The organism is Brucella pituitosa (assembly GCF_003049685.1).
GTDB lineage: Bacteria > Pseudomonadota > Alphaproteobacteria > Rhizobiales > Rhizobiaceae > Brucella > Brucella pituitosa.
In genome coordinates, this window is sequence record NZ_PYSY02000002.1 from 313,730 (window position 1) to 329,644 (window position 15,915).

Below are 15,915 nucleotides of genomic sequence, written 5' to 3' on the forward strand. Positions count from 1 at the left end.
TTTAGTCTTCGTCGGTTGCCATCTGCTTGAGCAATTCGCCCTTGCCACGTTGACGCATAATCATGGGCACGACCACCGCAGCGATTGCCAGTGCGATCAATGTCACTGATACCCATGAGTTTACCAGCGTCATCGGATTTCCCTGACTGATCTGCAGTGCTTGGCGGAGACTTTTCTCTGCCATCGGTCCGAGGATCAGTCCTACAACAACCGGAGCGATTGGATAGGAAAAGCGGCGCAGCACATAACCGAGCAGGCCGAAAGCCAGAAGCAGGCCCAGCTCAAACGATACCGGAAGGCCGAACAGTATCGATGTCGATGCATTAGCGCCGATGGTGCCGAGTGTGGCGAAGACCAGAATGCCCGCATAGAGCCAGTGGCGCGGGATGGTGAGCATTTTCACCCATAGGCCGATAAGTGGTAGGTTCAGAACCAGCAGCATCAAGTTGGCGACCAGAAGACTTGCGACCAAGCCCCAAACCAGTGGCGCATTGGTCACAAAGAGCAATGGTCCGGGCTGTAGCCCGAATTGCTGAAAGCCAGCAAGCATGATTGCAGCCGTCGCTGTCGTTGGCAGGCCGAGCGTCAGCAGTGGAACAAGCGTACCGGCTGCTGATGCATTGTTCGCCGCTTCAGGCCCCGCAACGCCTTCAATCGCGCCTTTACCGAACTCCTCGGGATGTTTGGAGAATTGACGTTCTGCCGAATAGGAAAGGAAACTCGACACGTCTGCGCCGCCTGCAGGCATAGCACCAATCGGAAAGCCAATTGCCGTTCCGCGCAGCCATGGCATCCATGAGCGCTTCCAGTCGTTCTTGGTCATCCAGACAGAGCCTTTGACGGCGATGACTTCATCGTCGGGGCTCAGTTTCTTGGAAACTACGGCCAAAGTCTCACCAATAGCAAACAGTGCCACTGCAAGCGTGGTAACATTGATGCCGTCGAGAAGGTTCGGTGTCACCATCACAAGACGTGCCTGTCCGGTCAGCTGATCGATGCCAATCAGGCCAAGCGTCAGGCCTATGAAAAGCGAGGTGAGGCCGCGCAATGTGGAATCGCCAAATGCTGCCGAAACTGTCATGAACGCGAGCAGCATCAACGCGAAATACTCGGATGGACCGAAGGAGAGGGCAAATTTCACCACCCACGGGGCCACGAATGCCAGTGCCAGAGTGGCGATAAGTCCTGCAATAAAGGAACCGATGGCGGCGGTTGCAAGTGCTGGCCCGCCGCGCCCCGCTCGCGCCATTTTGTTGCCCTCCAACGCCGTGACGATGGAAGCACTTTCTCCGGGCGTGTTGAGCAGGATCGACGTGGTTGAACCGCCATACATACCACCGTAGTAAATACCGGCAAACATGATGAGCGATCCGGCAGGATCAAGTTTATAAGTGACAGGTAGAAGCAATGCCACAGTCAGCGCCGGGCCGATGCCCGGCAGTACGCCAACAGCCGTACCAAGTGTGACGCCAATCAGCGCATAAATAAGGTTTGCCGGTTCAAGCGCCACCAGAAGTCCGTTGGCGAGAAGAGTGACAGTATCCATTGTTATCTCGCTCTAAACCAGATGCTCAAGCCAGCCTGATGGCAGCGAAAGCTGCAGGCCGCGCGCAAAAATGAACCAGATGACGAATGCAAAGACGATGCCGACAGGCACGCTGATCCAGAACTTGCAATAACCAAATCCGCGCGCCGTTGCCGCAAAGAGTAGCCCCGTTGCGATGGAAAATCCCAAAGTTTTCATCGTCAGCATTTGAATAACCAAGCCACCGACGATCCAGGCCATAGGCGCGATTTCCTGATGTTCGCGCTCTGGAAAGTCGCCTTTAATAGCACTGATCACCGTCCATATAGACAGGATGAACAACCCGGCGGCAATGATATAGGGCACAGTTTTTGGCCCAACTGGCGAATAGGAAAGAACGTTGTTGCCATAGGCGGTTGACCAGGCAATCGCGATAGCGACCGCTCCCAGAATGAAGGCGATCACAAGAGCTGCATAATCCGGCGCCGTTCCAGTGGAACGGCGCTCTGCCTGCTGTTCAGATCCTGTCATTTGACGAGGCCGATTTCCTTGAGGATGGTTTCAGTGGACGCCACGTCTTTGGCGAGCTGTTCCTTGAACGCATCGCCTGCCAGATAGGTGTCGGCCCAGCCTTTATCCTTAAGTGCCTTCTGCCAGGATTCCGATTTCACCATCTTCTCGACATCGGCATTGATGACGGCTACTTGTTCCGCAGTAATATCGGGCGCAGCGCCAATCATACGCCAGTTCTGGATCGAAACATCAACGCCGCTTTCCTTGAACGTCGGAGCATCGATGCCTTCAATGCGCTCGTCACTGGAGATGCCGATGATGCGCAGCGTGCCAGCCTTGATCTGCGGATCAAATTCACCGTAGCCGGAAATACCCACAGTCACCTGATTGCCGAGAATTGCTGCAAGTGCCTCACCGCCACCGGAAAAGGCGATGTAATTGACTTTGGTCGGGTCAACGCCAACGGCTTTGGCGAAAAGGCCGGCCGTAATGTGGTCCGTGCCGCCAGCAGAACCGCCGCCCCACGAGACAGAACCTGGGTCGGCTTTCAGTTTGGTGACGAGATCACCAAGATTTTGAATGTCGGATGATGCTGGAACGACGATAGCTTCATATTCGCCGGTGAGGCGAGCAATTGGCGTGATCGCGTCAAGATTTACCGGCGAATTGTTGGTCAGGATCGCGCCGACCATAACATAGCCGCCAACGATGAGCTGGCTCGGATCGCCTTTATTCTGATTGACGAACTGCGCGAGGCCAATGGTGCCACCTGCGCCCGGAACGTTGATAACCTGAACGCTGCCGGAAATCTTTTCATCCTGAAGCACGCTCTGCATGGTGCGTGCTGTCTGATCCCAGCCACCACCCGGTGCTGCTGGTGCCAGTACTTTATAATCTTCAGCTGAAGCCGCGCCTGTCATTGCAAGCGCTGCCACAGACGAAATGGCCAGAATCCATTTACGCATAAATCCTCCCTGAACGCACTTTGCGTGCAATTTTCTGCTGTCTTTTGACAGCCCTCCTCAAAACCCTCTGCTTCCCAGTCAGAGACTCCTGATCTGGAGACTACAGCAGAGAATTGCAATATACCAGCAAGCAATGCCGCTCGTTTTACTTGCAAGATCGTATTAGCAAAAAGTCTTATGTGGCGCTTTTATATAGCCGAATAAGCGTCCGGCTTCGCTTGACGTGTTCAAAGGTGCGATGTAATAAAGTTACGACGGTTCCCCCGACCGAGAGTGAAGGGGATTAATAGGGAACACGGTGAGGACGACCCAAAAGGGGCCGAAACCGTGGCTGCCCCCGCAACTGTAAGCGGATTGCCGTTCATCCTTGTGATGCCTCAAAAGCGTCATGTCACTGGGCTTGTTACAAACAGCTCGGGAAGGCAGATGAACAGCGAATATCTGCGAGCCAGGAGACCTGCCGTCTAACGTAGTCCATTGTCACGGGCGGGGATGCCCGGTGCAGGAGTTGGTTATGACAGCTTTAAACGTCGCAAGACGTCGTCTCCCATTGTCATTCATATCCCCGGATATGTCCGTTCTCTTTAAGCGCCGGATCGCTTCCGCCGTTTGATGCGGCTTTTTCTCATATCATTTCGGGGATTTAGATGAAAATTTCAGGCCAAGTGCCATTTAGCGCACTTCTGGGCGCAGTCGCTCTTTTCGCAACCGGTTTCGCGGCGCAGGCAGCAGAAACCCAATATCCGCTGACGCTGAAAAACTGCGGTCGCGATGTAACCTTCAAACATGCGCCGGAGCGGGCAGTCGCCGTTGGTCAGAGCAGCACCGAGATTCTCTACAGTCTTGGCCTCGGCGACAAGGTTGTGGGTACGGCTGTTTGGTTTGGCCCAGTCCTCAAAGGCTTTGAGGAGGTGAATGCCAAGGTAAAGCGCCTGGCTGATAACGATCCGAGTTTTGAAAGCGTACTTACGCAAAAGCCAGACATTGTTACGGCGGATTTCCAGTGGCATGTCGGGCCGATGGGCATTGTGGCCAAACCGGAACAATTCGAAGAATTGGGTATTCCTGCCTACACATCGCCTTCCGATTGCGTCGGCAAAGATAATTCTGGTGGCGGCGATGGTGTTCGCACAGCGCCATTCACGATGAATATCGTCTATCAGGAAATCGGCGAACTGGCTCAGATATTCAATGTACAGGATCGCGGTGAAAAGCTGATCGCAGAGCTCAAGGCACGTGAAGATGCAGCCCGCAAAAAGATCGGTTCCGCAGATGGAAAGCTTTCGGCTGTTGCCTGGTTCTCCAGCACACAGGTTGATGCAGATCCTTATGTTGCTGGTAAGTTCGGTGCTCCTGCCTACATCCTTTCTGCGCTCGGCATCAGGAATGTGATTGAGAGTGAAGAAGAATGGCCAGCGGTGGGTTGGGAAACAATCGCCAAGGCGGGCCCATCGATGATCGTTGCAGCGAAGCTTGATCGTCGTCGTTATCCTGCCGATGACATTGCGGTCAAACATCAGTTTCTCAAGACCGATCCTGTGACGAAATTAATGCCTGCTGTTGAAGGTGGATATGTTTTCGATATCGATGCACAGTCGATGAGCACGTCGTTGCGAGTGATCGAGGGCATTGAAACGCTGGCTGCCGATATTGCCGGTTCGGATCTGAATAAGTGACGTCAAAGGCAGCCATAGCAGGCATTTCACTGAAAACCACGATGAGTTCCCGGGTGCTTTTGGGAGTACTTGCGCTCGTCCTGCTCTTTGTTGCTTTGTGGCTGGGTGCTGCCATTGGTGAAACTGCCATACCTCTGGACGTGGTGGCGAAGACCATCGCCAACCGCGTCTGGAATGCCGGCTATCCTATCGCGCCGATTGATGAAGGCATCGTTTGGAGCTATCGGCTGAGCCGGGCTGTTGTCGCAGCTTGCTGCGGTGCGGCGCTGGCCTTGTCGGGCGTGGTTCTCCAATCGCTTCTCCGCAACTCGTTGGCTGATCCCTATATTCTGGGTATTTCTGCCGGGGCTTCTACCGGGGCGGTGAGCGTTGCTATTCTCGGAATTGGTGCTGGTGTGCTCTCGCTGTCAGTGGGAGCGTTTATCGGTGCGATTGTAGCTTTTGTTCTCGTTTCCCTGCTCGCATTGCGGGCAGGGCGCGGCAACAGTGCGATCATTCTGGCCGGCATTGCTGGTTCGCAGCTTTTTAACGCGTTGACATCTCTCATTGTCACGAAGGCAGCAAATGCCGAACAGGCGCGCGGGATTATGTTCTGGTTGTTGGGCAATCTTTCAGGTGTCCGCTGGCCGGACGTTGCGCTCGCCTTGCCCGCCTGTGTGGTGGGGCTTCTTATCTGTCTTTGGCATGCCCGTGCGTTAGATGCTTTCACATTTGGTTCGGAATCTGCTGCATCGCTTGGTATTCCGGTGCGGCGCGTTTATGCCGTTTTGATTGGTGTGAGCGCCATGATGACGGCCGTGATGGTGTCGATTGTCGGTTCCATCGGTTTCATTGGTCTGGTTATTCCTCATGCTGCGCGCATGCTGGTCGGTGTACGTCACGGCAGGTTGTTGCCTGCGGCGGCGCTCATCGGTGCGATCTTTATGATCCTGGCCGATATTGTGTCTCGCATTATTATTCCCGGTCAGGTTTTGCCTATCGGAGTCATTACGGCGTTGGTCGGTGCCCCAGCATTTGCGCTACTGCTTGGACAGAGAAGGGCACAATCATGATGCTTTCTACAAACAACGTCAGTTGGTCGACAGGCGGCGTTGATATCCTGCGTAGCGTTTCGCTTGATGTGAAAGAGGGAGAATTCCTCGGTATCATCGGGCCAAATGGCTCAGGCAAAACAAGTTTTCTGTCTCTGCTTTCAGGTGTACGACGCAGCCGTTCGGGAGAAGTAAAACTCTGCGGCAAGCCAATTCAGAAATTCAACCGGCGCGAGATTGCGTGCAAACTGGCACTTGTTGAGCAACAGGCAGGCACAACAGAGCGCATCACCGCAAGGCAGGCGGTGGAGTTGGGGCGCACGCCATATCTTGGCGCTCTGTCTCCCTGGTCAGAGCAGGACGATGCCATTGTCGATCGGGCGCTGGCCAATGTTGATATGGCACATCTGGCGGATTGTTATTGGCACACGCTCTCAGGCGGGGAGCGCCAACGTGTACATATTGCTCGTGCCTTGGCGCAAGACCCGCAGATATTGCTTCTGGATGAGCCGACAAATCATCTCGATATCGGTCATCAAATCGGATTGCTCGATCTTGTCAGGCGTCAGAAATTGACCGTCGTCGCCGCACTGCATGACCTGAACCATGCGGCTATGTTCTGCGATCGTATCGCAATCATGAACAAAGGACAGATTGTAGAATTAGGGACACCGCGCGAGGTTTTACGAGCCGAATGTATTCGCAGTGTTTTTGGTGTTGAGGTGGATGTCGAATATCACGGTGTGCATGGATGTCATATTCGTTACCGTGTACCAGGTTATGCGGCTCTGGAGCTGAAGCAATCAGCATAACGACCGGGAAATAATTTAATCTCTTTTGGCAATATTCATTGAATTCTGTCGAAATAAATATGAATCAATAAAGTAAATTCTAATATATGGAATGGTTGTTTTCTACTAAGTTTGTGAAAAGCTTCAATTTTTTCTTAAGTTTATCACGGCGATGTGAGTTATTTTGTTGACAAACTGTTTCCATTTCATTGACGGTTTGTTTATATGGACGCATATCGCATTTGGAAAGGCGCTCTCTCGATTGTTAAAGGCCGAGGCTGCATCACCGAATTGATCGATGCAGTCATATTGCGGATGTGTCGTTATTTCGGGTTCCGGATGTGTGAACCTAAATCGGTTTTCATGGGCTATTTCATGGAGCGATGATGGTTCAGATTTGAACAAGGTATAGATATTGGCATGCCTGTCCTGTTGGGCAGAACCAAAAACGGGCATGTGGCTAATTTAATTTTTCAAATGAATTAGTGTAAGTATTATTCAGCGGCGACCATCCTTTTCGGATGGTCGCCGTACTTTATTCAAGGGTGCTGTGCACCCGTGACGGTCAAATAGACCGCATAGAGTGATCTCGTTGCCGCAATGAAAAGACGGTTGCGGCGAGGGCCACCAAAGGTCACATTTGCCACCGTTTGCGGTGTCTTAATCTTGCCGAGAAGTTCACCCTGCGGTGAGAAACAATGCACGCCATCGCCAGCACTGGTCCACAAATTACCTTCGGTATCAAAACGGAAGCCGTCCGGCAGGCCATTATCGATGGTGCAGAAAATCTTACCGCCGCTTACGCGCTTGCCGTCGTCTGCGACATCAAAGACCCGGATATGACGTGGCGCTTGTTCGTCGTGGCTATAAGCGCTGTCGGCAACAAAGAGCTTGGTTTCATCCGGCGAGAAGGCGAGGCCGTTTGGCTGCACAAAGTCCGTGACAACCGCTGTAAGTTCACCACTTCTCGGATCAAGTCGATAGACATTGCGGGTTGGTTGTTCAGGGTCGGCCTTGTAGCCTTCATAATCCGCCATGATGCCGTAGGTTGGATCGGTGAACCAGATGGTGTCATCGGAGCGCACAATGACATCATTCGGCGCGTTGAGTTTTTTGCCCTGATAGCTGTCTGCAAGCACTGTGATACTGCCGTCGAGTTCCGTGCGAGTGACCCGACGTCCGCCATGTTCACAGGAAACAAGCCGTCCTTCGCGGTCACGCGTATTGCCATTGGCAAAATTTGAAGGCTGCCGGAAGACAGAAACGCCGCCTTCCGGCACCCAGCGCAAAATACGCTGGTTTGGAATGTCACTCCAAAGCAGGCAGTTCAGATCGCCAAACCAGACCGGGCCTTCGGCCCAGCGACAGTTACTGTAGAGTTCATCAAGACCGGCGCTCGATACGATCATCTGCCTGAAGCGTTCGTCGTGAATTTCGTAAATTGAATGATTTTGAGACAACGTAATTACTCCGGGGAATGTTGTTTAACGCTCGGATCTGCGACTGCTGGCCAGGAAGATCACCGCAATGATGGTGAGCCCTGTCAGGACCAGTCGAACACCCGCACCGAAGCCATAGGTGTTGAGCATTGAGACTATGAGGAACATGAAGAGTGCGGCACCCCAAATACCGGGGATGTTGGAATCGCCGCCTGCAACGGCTGTGCCGCCGATGATGACGACTGCAATCGACATCAGGAGATATTCAGTGCCCATATTGAGTGCTGCGCCACCAGAGAAACAGGCAAGCAGAAAGCCGCACAGCGAAGCCAGAACTGCGCAGAGCAGATAGGTGACGAAGCGTGTGCCATCAACCGGAACACCTGCCATGCGCGCGGCAAACGGGTTTTGCCCAATGGCTGAAATCCAGCGACCATAAATGCTTTTCTTAAGAAGCACCCAACCTAAGACCGACAAGAGCAACGCCACGATGGCAACATTGGGAATACCAAAGACAGACGAGGTGGTGAATTGTGCCAGAGCTTCGGGAGGTTTTACGCGCAGGCCGCGATTGCTCCAGATGGCGGTCGACTGGATCAGGAAGCTCATCGATAGGGTCGCGATGATTGGAGGGATGCGCAGCAGCTTGATCAGCGCGTAATTGCAGATGCCAACTCCAAGCCCGATCAGGAGGGCAACAACCAAGCCTGCCAGCACCATGCTGTCCTGCGAATCCATCAGCTTCAATGCTAGTGTCGCAGCAAGTGTCATTGTTGCAGGCACGGACAGATCAATATTGCCAGGTCCGAGCGTGATCACGAACATCTGGCCGAGGCCGACAATTACCGAGAAGGATGCGAAGGTGAAAGCTGCGTGAGAAAGTCCTGCAGCGCCTGCGCCGCCCGTAAACAATACGGTGATGATCCAGACGGCAATGGTTGCGATGAACGACCAGATCCATGGACGGTTTGTGAGAACGGAGACGGCGCTCATTGCTTTTTCTCCCGGCGGTCGAGGCGATTAAGGAAGAGGCGAAGCGCCAGCACGACGATGAGAATTCCGCCCTGCGCGCCAATCTGCCAGTCGGGTGAAATACGCATGAAAGAAAGGAATGAACCTGCAAGCGTCAACGTCAACGCGCCGATGACGGCACCGATGGGCGAAATGCGCCCCCCCACAAATTCACCGCCGCCCAGAATGACACCGGCAATGGAGAGCAACGTATAGCGCAGCGCGATATTGGCATCTGCCGAGGTGGTCAGTCCTACAAGCGCGATACCAGCAAGCACAGCGAAGAAAGCTGCAAGCGCGTAGGTTCCGGCGCGAATTGTGGTGACAGACCAGCCAGCACGCTCGATCGAGCGGGTATTGCCGCCTGCGCCGCGCATCAGTACGCCGAAGGTGGTGCGCATGACGATGAAATGCGTGACAATTGCAATCAGAATGCTTGCGACAATGGCCATCGGTACGAATGGCGGCTTGGTTGTCATGATCCAGCGCGCCCAATCAGGAGCCTGACCGCCGGGTGAGGGCAGGAGCAAAACGGCAAGGCCACCCCAGACAAAACTCATACCAAGCGTGACGACGATGGACGGCAGATTACGCAGGTGGATGATTGCACCCAGTGCTGCATAGGTTGCGATAGCTGCTGCAAGGATCAGAACACCGATCAGGGGCGCTGTGTTGAGATATGTCGCAGCCACACAGACCACGAAGCTCACGAAGGTTCCCATCGAGAGATCAAGATCATTGACCGCCATGATGAGCATCTGCGCGATTGTTGCGAGTGCTATCGGCACTGCCAGATTGAACAACAGGTTGAGGCCGGTATAGCTCATGGCACGCGGCTGCATGTAGAAAACAGCAGCCAATAACAGCGCAAGCGAGAAAACCGGCGTAAGCAGGCGGAGAGATGAAGCGGAGAGACGCATTATTCGTGTCCTCCCTCAAAGGATGCAGCAAGCACGTTTTTTTCCGTGATTTCGTCGCCGACGAGTTCTGTCACGATTGCACCGTCGCGGAAAACATAGACACGATCGCACAGTTCGATCTCGTCCATTTCGGTGGAATACCAGACAAAGGTTCGACCATTTTCAGCTTCATGGCGCAGGATTTCATAGACTTCCTGCTTGGTGCCGACATCAACCCCGCGCATGGGGTCGTCCATCAGAATGGCATCGGCAGTGGTGGCAAGCGCACGGGCAAAAAGCACTTTCTGCTGATTGCCGCCGGAAAGCGACAGGATGCGATTGCCCATATCCGGTGTGCGGATCTGAATCTTGTCTTTCCACTGCGCGCCGAGTTGATCTTCGCGCGTCTGATCGACAAGCTTTAGCGATGAGAGTTTGTCGAGCGAGCTGATGGTAAGGTTGTGCAGGATGCTCCAGAGCGGAAATGTGCCGTTGAGGCTGCGATCACCCGCCACAAAAGCAATTTCGCAATTGCGTGCGGGCAACCAGTTTGGGCGACGGACAGAATAAAGATCGAGCAGCATCTTTGTCTGGCCATGTCCGGCAAGACCAGCAAACCCGATAACCTCGCCTTTGAAAGCCTGAAACGGCTTGATGTCATTGGCACGCTTTTTTGCAGAGAGAACGGCTTTGCCAGTCGTGTCGGTTTTTGCTGTGCGGCGAGCCGCCTTTTCACGTTCGACGCTGCCCATAGCTTCGACGAGGCTGCGATTGGTGAAATCGCCTGCTGTGCGATTGGCAACAACCTTGCCATCCTTCATCACGACGATGCGGTCGGAAGTCGAGAGGATTTCACCAAGCATATGCGAAATGAGGATGACGGAGCCACCCGTGCCGACAAATTGGCGAACATAGGCCATCAGCTGTGCGGCAATGCCCGCATCGAGCGAAGAGGTTGGTTCATCGAGAATGACCAGCTTTGGCGGCGTGCCGGGTGCGGTGAAGTTGATGGCGATTTCGACCATCTGCCGTTCGGCAATGGACAGCTCGTCGACGGTTGCTGCGCAATCGATCTTGTGACCGGGGAAAATCTCACTGAGCTTTTTTGCAATGAGATCAACAGCCTTGCCGCGCCAGTTCGCGCCCGTAAGGTCGCGCTGCATGATGCGGACATTTTCGGCAATCGTCAGATTGGGGAAGAGCGACAATTCCTGAAACACACAGCGTACGCCATGTTTGCGTGCTGTCGCCACGCCATGGCCTGCTTCACCATGATAGGAGAGGCTGCCTTCGTGCGGGGTAAGGCCGCCATTGATGACATTGACGATGGTGGATTTGCCCGCGCCATTATGGCCGACAAGTCCGACGCATTCGCCTTCATGGATTACAAGCTCAGCGCCATCAAGTGCCTTTACCGCACCGAACTGCACGCGAATATTGCGTGCAGCGACAACCTCGCCTTTGTCGATTGAATGAGACATGCACCCGAACTGTATTGGAGATAAGGGAGGGGCAGGCATGAGACACGCCTACCCCGGGAGGAAAAGGATTACTTCGCTTCTGCGATGACCTTCTGTGCGTCTTCGAGCGAATATTCGACATTCGCAACGCCACCCTTCTGGGTATTGCCGAGGTCCTTATCGAGAGATTCCTGGCTGACGCTCAGGAACGGAACGACGAGGTCTTTCTTGACTTCCTTGCCGTCGAGGATCTGCTGTGCGACCCAGAAAGCGAGCGTTGAAACGCCAGGCGCAATCGAAACCGACATGGTTTCATAGCCGTTGGCGTCTTTCTGCTGTTTCCACCACTGCAGCTCGTCTTCACGGTTGCCCATGATGATGATCGGCGTTTCGCGCTTTGCAGCGGCAAAGGCCTGTGCTGCGCCGTAACCGTCGCCGCCCTGTGTTACCACGGCGTCGATCTTAGGCAGGCTCGGCAGAACACCTGCGACTGCGCGCTGTGCAACGTCTGCAGCCCAATCGCCATGCACGGAGCCAACGATCTTGAAGTTCGGATGCTTCTTCACGCCGTCTTGAATGCCAGCATGGATCTGGTCATCGACCGAAACACCTGCAAGGCCGCGAATTTCAAGCAGATTGCCGCCGTCAGGCAGGCGCTTTGCGAGATAATCAACCTGACCTTCGCCCATAGCCTTGAAGTCAACCGCAATGCGCCATGCGCAAGGCTCGGTCACGATGCCGTCGAATGAAACGACGGTGATGCCAGCATCGCAAGCTTCCTTGACTGCACCATTGAGTGCCGTAGGCGATGCCGCATTGATGACGATGGCATCATACCCCTGCAAGATCATATTCTGGATCTGTGCAGCCTGTTCTGTCGCCTGATTTTCTGCGGTGGTGAAAGCATCGGCTGCAGAAACCGTGCCCGCTGTGACGGCTTCCTTGGTCACCTTGTCCCAGCTCTGTAACATGGCCTGGCGCCACGAATTGCCAGCATAATTGTTCGAGAAAGCGATCTTCTTCGACGACGTGTCGGCAAATGCGCTACCAGTCGTCATCAGGGTCGCGAGTGCGGCGGATGCCAAAAGAATTTTGCCAAGCTTCATTTCATTCCTCCCAGTTACAAATTTGCGGCACCGCAGCGTTCTCAACGCTTCGGTCCGTTTGAATCCTTTTTGTGCGAAGCCTCCCGCACGACCGCTCCTCAACGGTCCCAGTTTGCGCATCACATTACCTATTGTCTTGCGGGCAATTTTCTGGTGAAGCGAGAATGAAATAAATACGTTGCTCTGTGAAGGCTGATCGAAGCAACCATGATGCGGTTTACCGCAGCATAATTGCGGGAACCCGCAAGACATGCCGGTGGAGAAGCGGCGTATTATAAGAGTAAAGCAATCTGTCTTTGGGAGGAGAGTCGCTTGCTGGAACTATCGCCTGCGCGCCTGCTGGACCGCTATCTGAATATCTCCAGATTGCTGGCAGGACAGCTCGATTTCGATTCCATCATTCAGGCCGTTGCTGCCGAGATTAATCACATCCTGCCCTATGACCATCTCGATGTCTGTATCAAGATGATCGATGGCAAATTTCACATCGCCTATGAAAGCGGGATAGAGACGGCCTGGAGTCGCAACCCGCCAGCACTTTTATCAGGAAGTCCCATTCGCACCCTCCTGTCTGGAGAAGTTGAATATCTGCTGACGGATGATGCACGCACTGACGCTCGGTTTCATTTTGAGGGATCATTCTCAACACCGATTATCGAACATGATCTCAAGGCCCGCCTCCATGTGCCGCTAAAGGCGCAAGGTGACATTATCGGGGCGCTGAGCTGCTCCAGTTTGCAATCGGGCTGCTATTCGGCGCGGGATGTTGAAAACGCGCAGTCGATTGCCGATCTTCTGGCCCCATATTTCTTTGCAATCCGTGCTGCGGAACAGGCCAAGCGCTCGGCGATTGTCGAAACAGAAGCGCGGGCGCGCGAAGAGGGCTTGCGCTTTGGTGCCCTCAAACTCACTGAGGCTCTGGAGATTGAGCGGCATCGTATCGGCATGGATTTGCATGATCAGACGCTGGCCGATCTGACCCGGCTGGCGCGTCATGTCGAACGGCTGACGCGTGCACCTGACCTTTCCGGTGAACAACTGGAACCACTGTTTCGTGGCTTACAGCACTGCATGCAGGATTTGCGTCAAATCATTGAAGAAGCGAAACCTTCGGTGCTTCAACTTTTCGGTTTTGCGCAGGCAACTGAGAACCATCTTGATCGCTCGATCCGCGAAAGCGGTGCTTCCATCGAATGGTTTCTGGATGATTATAGTGAAGGCATGACGGAGAAGCTGGAGGAGACGGTTGCAACCTCGCTTTTCCGCATTGTCCAGGAAGCAATCAACAATGCCATCCGTCACGCTCTTGCCGGGGAAATCCGCGTTCGTCTTCGTGACAAGGGTGGGCGGCTTCTTGTTGAAGTCATGGATGACGGCATTGGCATGGACCGGCAGGCACAGCGTATTGGTCATGGCATTGACAATATGCGCACGCGGGCGCGGCTGATTTCGGCAAGCTTTGCCATCAGGAAAAATACGGAGGGTAGCGGCACATGCGTGACGATCCATCTGCCGCCGGAAATGTGTGAGCCAAATGGAGGGTAAGATGCAGGTTCTGATCGTGGAGGATGATCCGTTGCATCGCGCCTATTTAGGCGAGGCAATTCGGGCAGCATTGCCTGAGTGCAACGATGTGTTGGAGGCCGACAATGGTTCGGCGGGTGAGAAACTGGCACGGATGCATCGCTCTGCCCATATTGTGATGGATTTACAAATGAGCGGACGAAATGGCATCGAGGCAGCCCGCACAATCTGGAAGGAAAATCCGGAAACCCGCATTCTGTTCTGGTCGAATTATGCCGATGAAGCCTATGTGCGAGGCGTCTCGCGTATCGTGCCGGAAGGGGCTGCCTACGGCTATGTGCTGAAGTCGGCTTCTGATGACAAATTGCGGCTGGCATTGCGCAGCATTTTTGTCGAAGCGCAGTGCGTCATCGACCGCGAAGTGCGTGGGTTACAGCAGAAGAGCCTTGGTCACGCCAGCGGGTTCAGTGAAAGCGAATATGAAATTCTGATCGATATCGCGCTTGGTTTGACTGACCGTGTTATTGCGCGTCGCCGCAATCTGTCGCTCAGAAGCGTTCAGAACAGATTACAGCAACTCTATGAAAAGCTGGGTGTTTATCAGGATAAAGGCGAGCCGGAGGAAGGACGTTTCAACCTCCGTGCTCGTGCAGTAACTGTCGCGCTTCTGCGCAAGCTTTTGAATTACAGCGCGCTTGAACGCGCCGAAATTGAGCTGAATGACTGGATCAGCCGACAGCCGCCTTCAGGCGACGCTGCTCCAGATCGAGGCCGAGTTCCTTCGCGCGAGCAATGATGGGTACGAAGCGGCGCTGCTTCTTTTCTGCGTGATTTGAAGCAATGTCCGCGATACGGTGTTTCAGGAACGGATTGAGGAAGCGCTCGCGAACGGTAATAACATAGGCTTCCGCCTGTTCGCCTAAGCCATCAGCGGCAAAAACCGGCAGAACTTCTTCGCGCCAAAGCGCTTCGAGTTCATTGCGGATCGTTTCGTCATTCATGGCTTCCAGCACGATTTCATCCTTCGGACGATTACCGTTCAGCCATTGCTCGGCAATGAAAGTATGACCGAGATTCAGCAGATAGAGCTTGAGGCGCTCGTAAAGCGCAAGATTGTTCGTCACGACGATGTCGGGATGTGTGCAGGGGAGCGTGAGTCCGTCAGCCTGCTCGATGGCCCAGATCGCATAAGGTTCGGCGATGGCTCCGACCGGATCGATTGGTTCTGATACGATACGATCAACGAGGCTATTGGCAAAGACGCATTTGCTTTCAATCCATTGCGTGAAAGCCTTGGGCAAGCTCCAGCTTTCTGCAAGATCAAGCATAATCGAACGTAATCTGTCGCCATTGCGCGAGATGAGCTCGCAAGGGAAAATCGACAACGGCGCATCTGGATTGACCTGCCAGCGATGGTGCAGCAACACAAGCAGCTTCGCAGGGAAGCTTTTCGGCAGGCGGTCGGTCTCGGTCAGCAGAGAAACATCATCGCCGGCGTCGAGCTCAAAGCCTTTGTCGCCGGTATTGGACAAGATCACCTGAACCTGTGCAGCAAGGTCGCGGATCGCCTGCCAATCTGTATGAGCCGAATAGGCGGCAGTCACGCTTTTGGCTTGATGTTTCTCATCAACCGGTTCTCCACCCGCCAGGCCGCGAATAATGACCGGATAGCCTTCGCCGCTGTTGAGCGCTGCGATACGTCGCGCACTTTCTGGATTGGATGTGGTCTGTACGATTGCGACCGTGCCAATGGCATTGCCCTTTGCGAGCGCTTCCGAGATGAAGAAATCCGCATGTCCGAGCAGAAAGCGGCTCGTTCCGAACTGTAGAATCGATGGTTGATCGGTCATGAAGTCCTCCCTTGAATATGCTGGAATAGCTATTGCAGTGGGCAAAATTGGTCAAGCCACTCTTTAAAAGTGGTCTAAAGCGAACTGCGACAAAACTGACGAAATCATCAATATGTAGTAATAAC

The 15,915-nt window shown here is 53.9% G+C and carries 14 protein-coding genes and 1 riboswitch; of the genes, 5 read left to right on the plus strand and 9 right to left on the minus strand.

Annotated features, from left to right (window positions below; all coding sequences use genetic code 11):
* Nucleotide 1 precedes the first annotated feature (1 nt).
* Genes C9380_RS13805 through C9380_RS13815 form a run of 3 tightly spaced genes read right to left on the minus strand, consistent with a single transcriptional unit; the run spans nt 2 to nt 3,003 of the window.
* A complete protein-coding gene (locus C9380_RS13805) occupies nt 2-1,546 on the minus strand; it encodes a tripartite tricarboxylate transporter permease (RefSeq protein ID WP_128093798.1) in 1,545 nt (514 codons plus the stop codon).
* 12 nt (nt 1,547-1,558) lie between these two features.
* Entirely contained in the window at nt 1,559-2,056 is a 498-nt protein-coding gene (locus C9380_RS13810; RefSeq protein ID WP_128093799.1) for a tripartite tricarboxylate transporter TctB family protein, read from the minus strand.
* A complete protein-coding gene (locus C9380_RS13815; protein ID WP_024896394.1) occupies nt 2,053-3,003 on the minus strand; it encodes a Bug family tripartite tricarboxylate transporter substrate binding protein in 951 nt (316 codons plus the stop codon). The genes C9380_RS13810 and C9380_RS13815 overlap by 4 nt, the downstream gene beginning before the upstream one ends.
* 238 nt (nt 3,004-3,241) lie before the next feature.
* A riboswitch (cobalamin riboswitch) is annotated at nt 3,242-3,482 on the plus strand.
* Between the two features lie 168 nt (nt 3,483-3,650).
* Here C9380_RS13815 and C9380_RS13820 point away from each other — a divergent pair.
* The 3 genes from C9380_RS13820 to C9380_RS13830 are packed head-to-tail and all read left to right on the plus strand — an operon-like array spanning nt 3,651 to nt 6,522.
* The gene (locus C9380_RS13820; RefSeq protein ID WP_024896393.1) at nt 3,651-4,679 is read left to right on the plus strand and encodes an ABC transporter substrate-binding protein; all 1,029 of its coding nucleotides are present in this window, start codon (nt 3,651-3,653) and stop codon (nt 4,677-4,679) included.
* A 41-nt stretch (nt 4,680-4,720) separates the two neighbouring features.
* On the plus strand, nt 4,721-5,731 hold the full coding sequence (locus tag C9380_RS13825; protein WP_036566776.1) for a FecCD family ABC transporter permease: 1,011 nt from the start codon (nt 4,721-4,723) through the stop codon (nt 5,729-5,731).
* Nucleotides 5,728-6,522, plus strand: a complete 795-nt coding sequence (locus C9380_RS13830) for an ABC transporter ATP-binding protein (protein ID WP_128093800.1) — start codon at nt 5,728-5,730, stop codon at nt 6,520-6,522. Before C9380_RS13825 ends, C9380_RS13830 begins: the two co-directional genes overlap by 4 nt.
* Nucleotides 6,523-7,040: 518 nt before the next feature.
* On the opposite strand, the gene C9380_RS13835 is transcribed toward C9380_RS13830, so the two are convergent.
* The 5 genes from C9380_RS13835 to C9380_RS13855 all read right to left on the minus strand — a co-directional run bounded on the left by C9380_RS13835 (nt 7,041) and on the right by C9380_RS13855 (nt 12,416).
* A complete protein-coding gene (locus C9380_RS13835; RefSeq protein ID WP_128094432.1) occupies nt 7,041-7,910 on the minus strand; it encodes an SMP-30/gluconolactonase/LRE family protein in 870 nt (289 codons plus the stop codon).
* 75 nt (nt 7,911-7,985) lie between these two features.
* Complete coding sequence (locus tag C9380_RS13840; protein ID WP_128093801.1) at nt 7,986-8,933, minus strand: ABC transporter permease; 948 nt, start codon at nt 8,931-8,933, stop codon at nt 7,986-7,988.
* Complete coding sequence (locus C9380_RS13845; RefSeq protein WP_128093802.1) at nt 8,930-9,871, minus strand: ABC transporter permease; 942 nt, start codon at nt 9,869-9,871, stop codon at nt 8,930-8,932. Before C9380_RS13845 ends, C9380_RS13840 begins: the two co-directional genes overlap by 4 nt.
* The gene (locus tag C9380_RS13850; RefSeq protein WP_128093803.1) at nt 9,871-11,331 is read right to left on the minus strand and encodes a sugar ABC transporter ATP-binding protein; all 1,461 of its coding nucleotides are present in this window, start codon (nt 11,329-11,331) and stop codon (nt 9,871-9,873) included. The genes C9380_RS13845 and C9380_RS13850 overlap by 1 nt, the downstream gene beginning before the upstream one ends.
* 68 nt (nt 11,332-11,399) lie before the next feature.
* On the minus strand, nt 11,400-12,416 hold the full coding sequence (locus C9380_RS13855) for an ABC transporter substrate-binding protein (RefSeq protein ID WP_024896386.1): 1,017 nt from the start codon (nt 12,414-12,416) through the stop codon (nt 11,400-11,402).
* 312 nt (nt 12,417-12,728) lie between these two features.
* Here C9380_RS13855 and C9380_RS13860 point away from each other — a divergent pair, with 312 nt between their 5' ends.
* On the plus strand, nt 12,729-13,961 hold the full coding sequence (locus C9380_RS13860; RefSeq protein WP_100556908.1) for a GAF domain-containing sensor histidine kinase: 1,233 nt from the start codon (nt 12,729-12,731) through the stop codon (nt 13,959-13,961).
* A 1-nt stretch (nt 13,962) separates the two neighbouring features.
* Nucleotides 13,963-14,736, plus strand: coding sequence for a response regulator transcription factor (locus C9380_RS13865; RefSeq protein ID WP_128093804.1), 774 nt, complete (start codon nt 13,963-13,965; stop codon nt 14,734-14,736).
* On the opposite strand, the gene C9380_RS13870 is transcribed toward C9380_RS13865, so the two are convergent.
* Nucleotides 14,669-15,790: a mannitol dehydrogenase family protein gene (locus C9380_RS13870; protein ID WP_128093805.1), complete on the minus strand. Its 1,122-nt coding sequence runs from the start codon at nt 15,788-15,790 to the stop codon at nt 14,669-14,671. The two genes, C9380_RS13865 and C9380_RS13870, sit on opposite strands and share 68 nt — an antisense overlap.
* Nucleotides 15,791-15,915 lie beyond the last annotated feature (125 nt).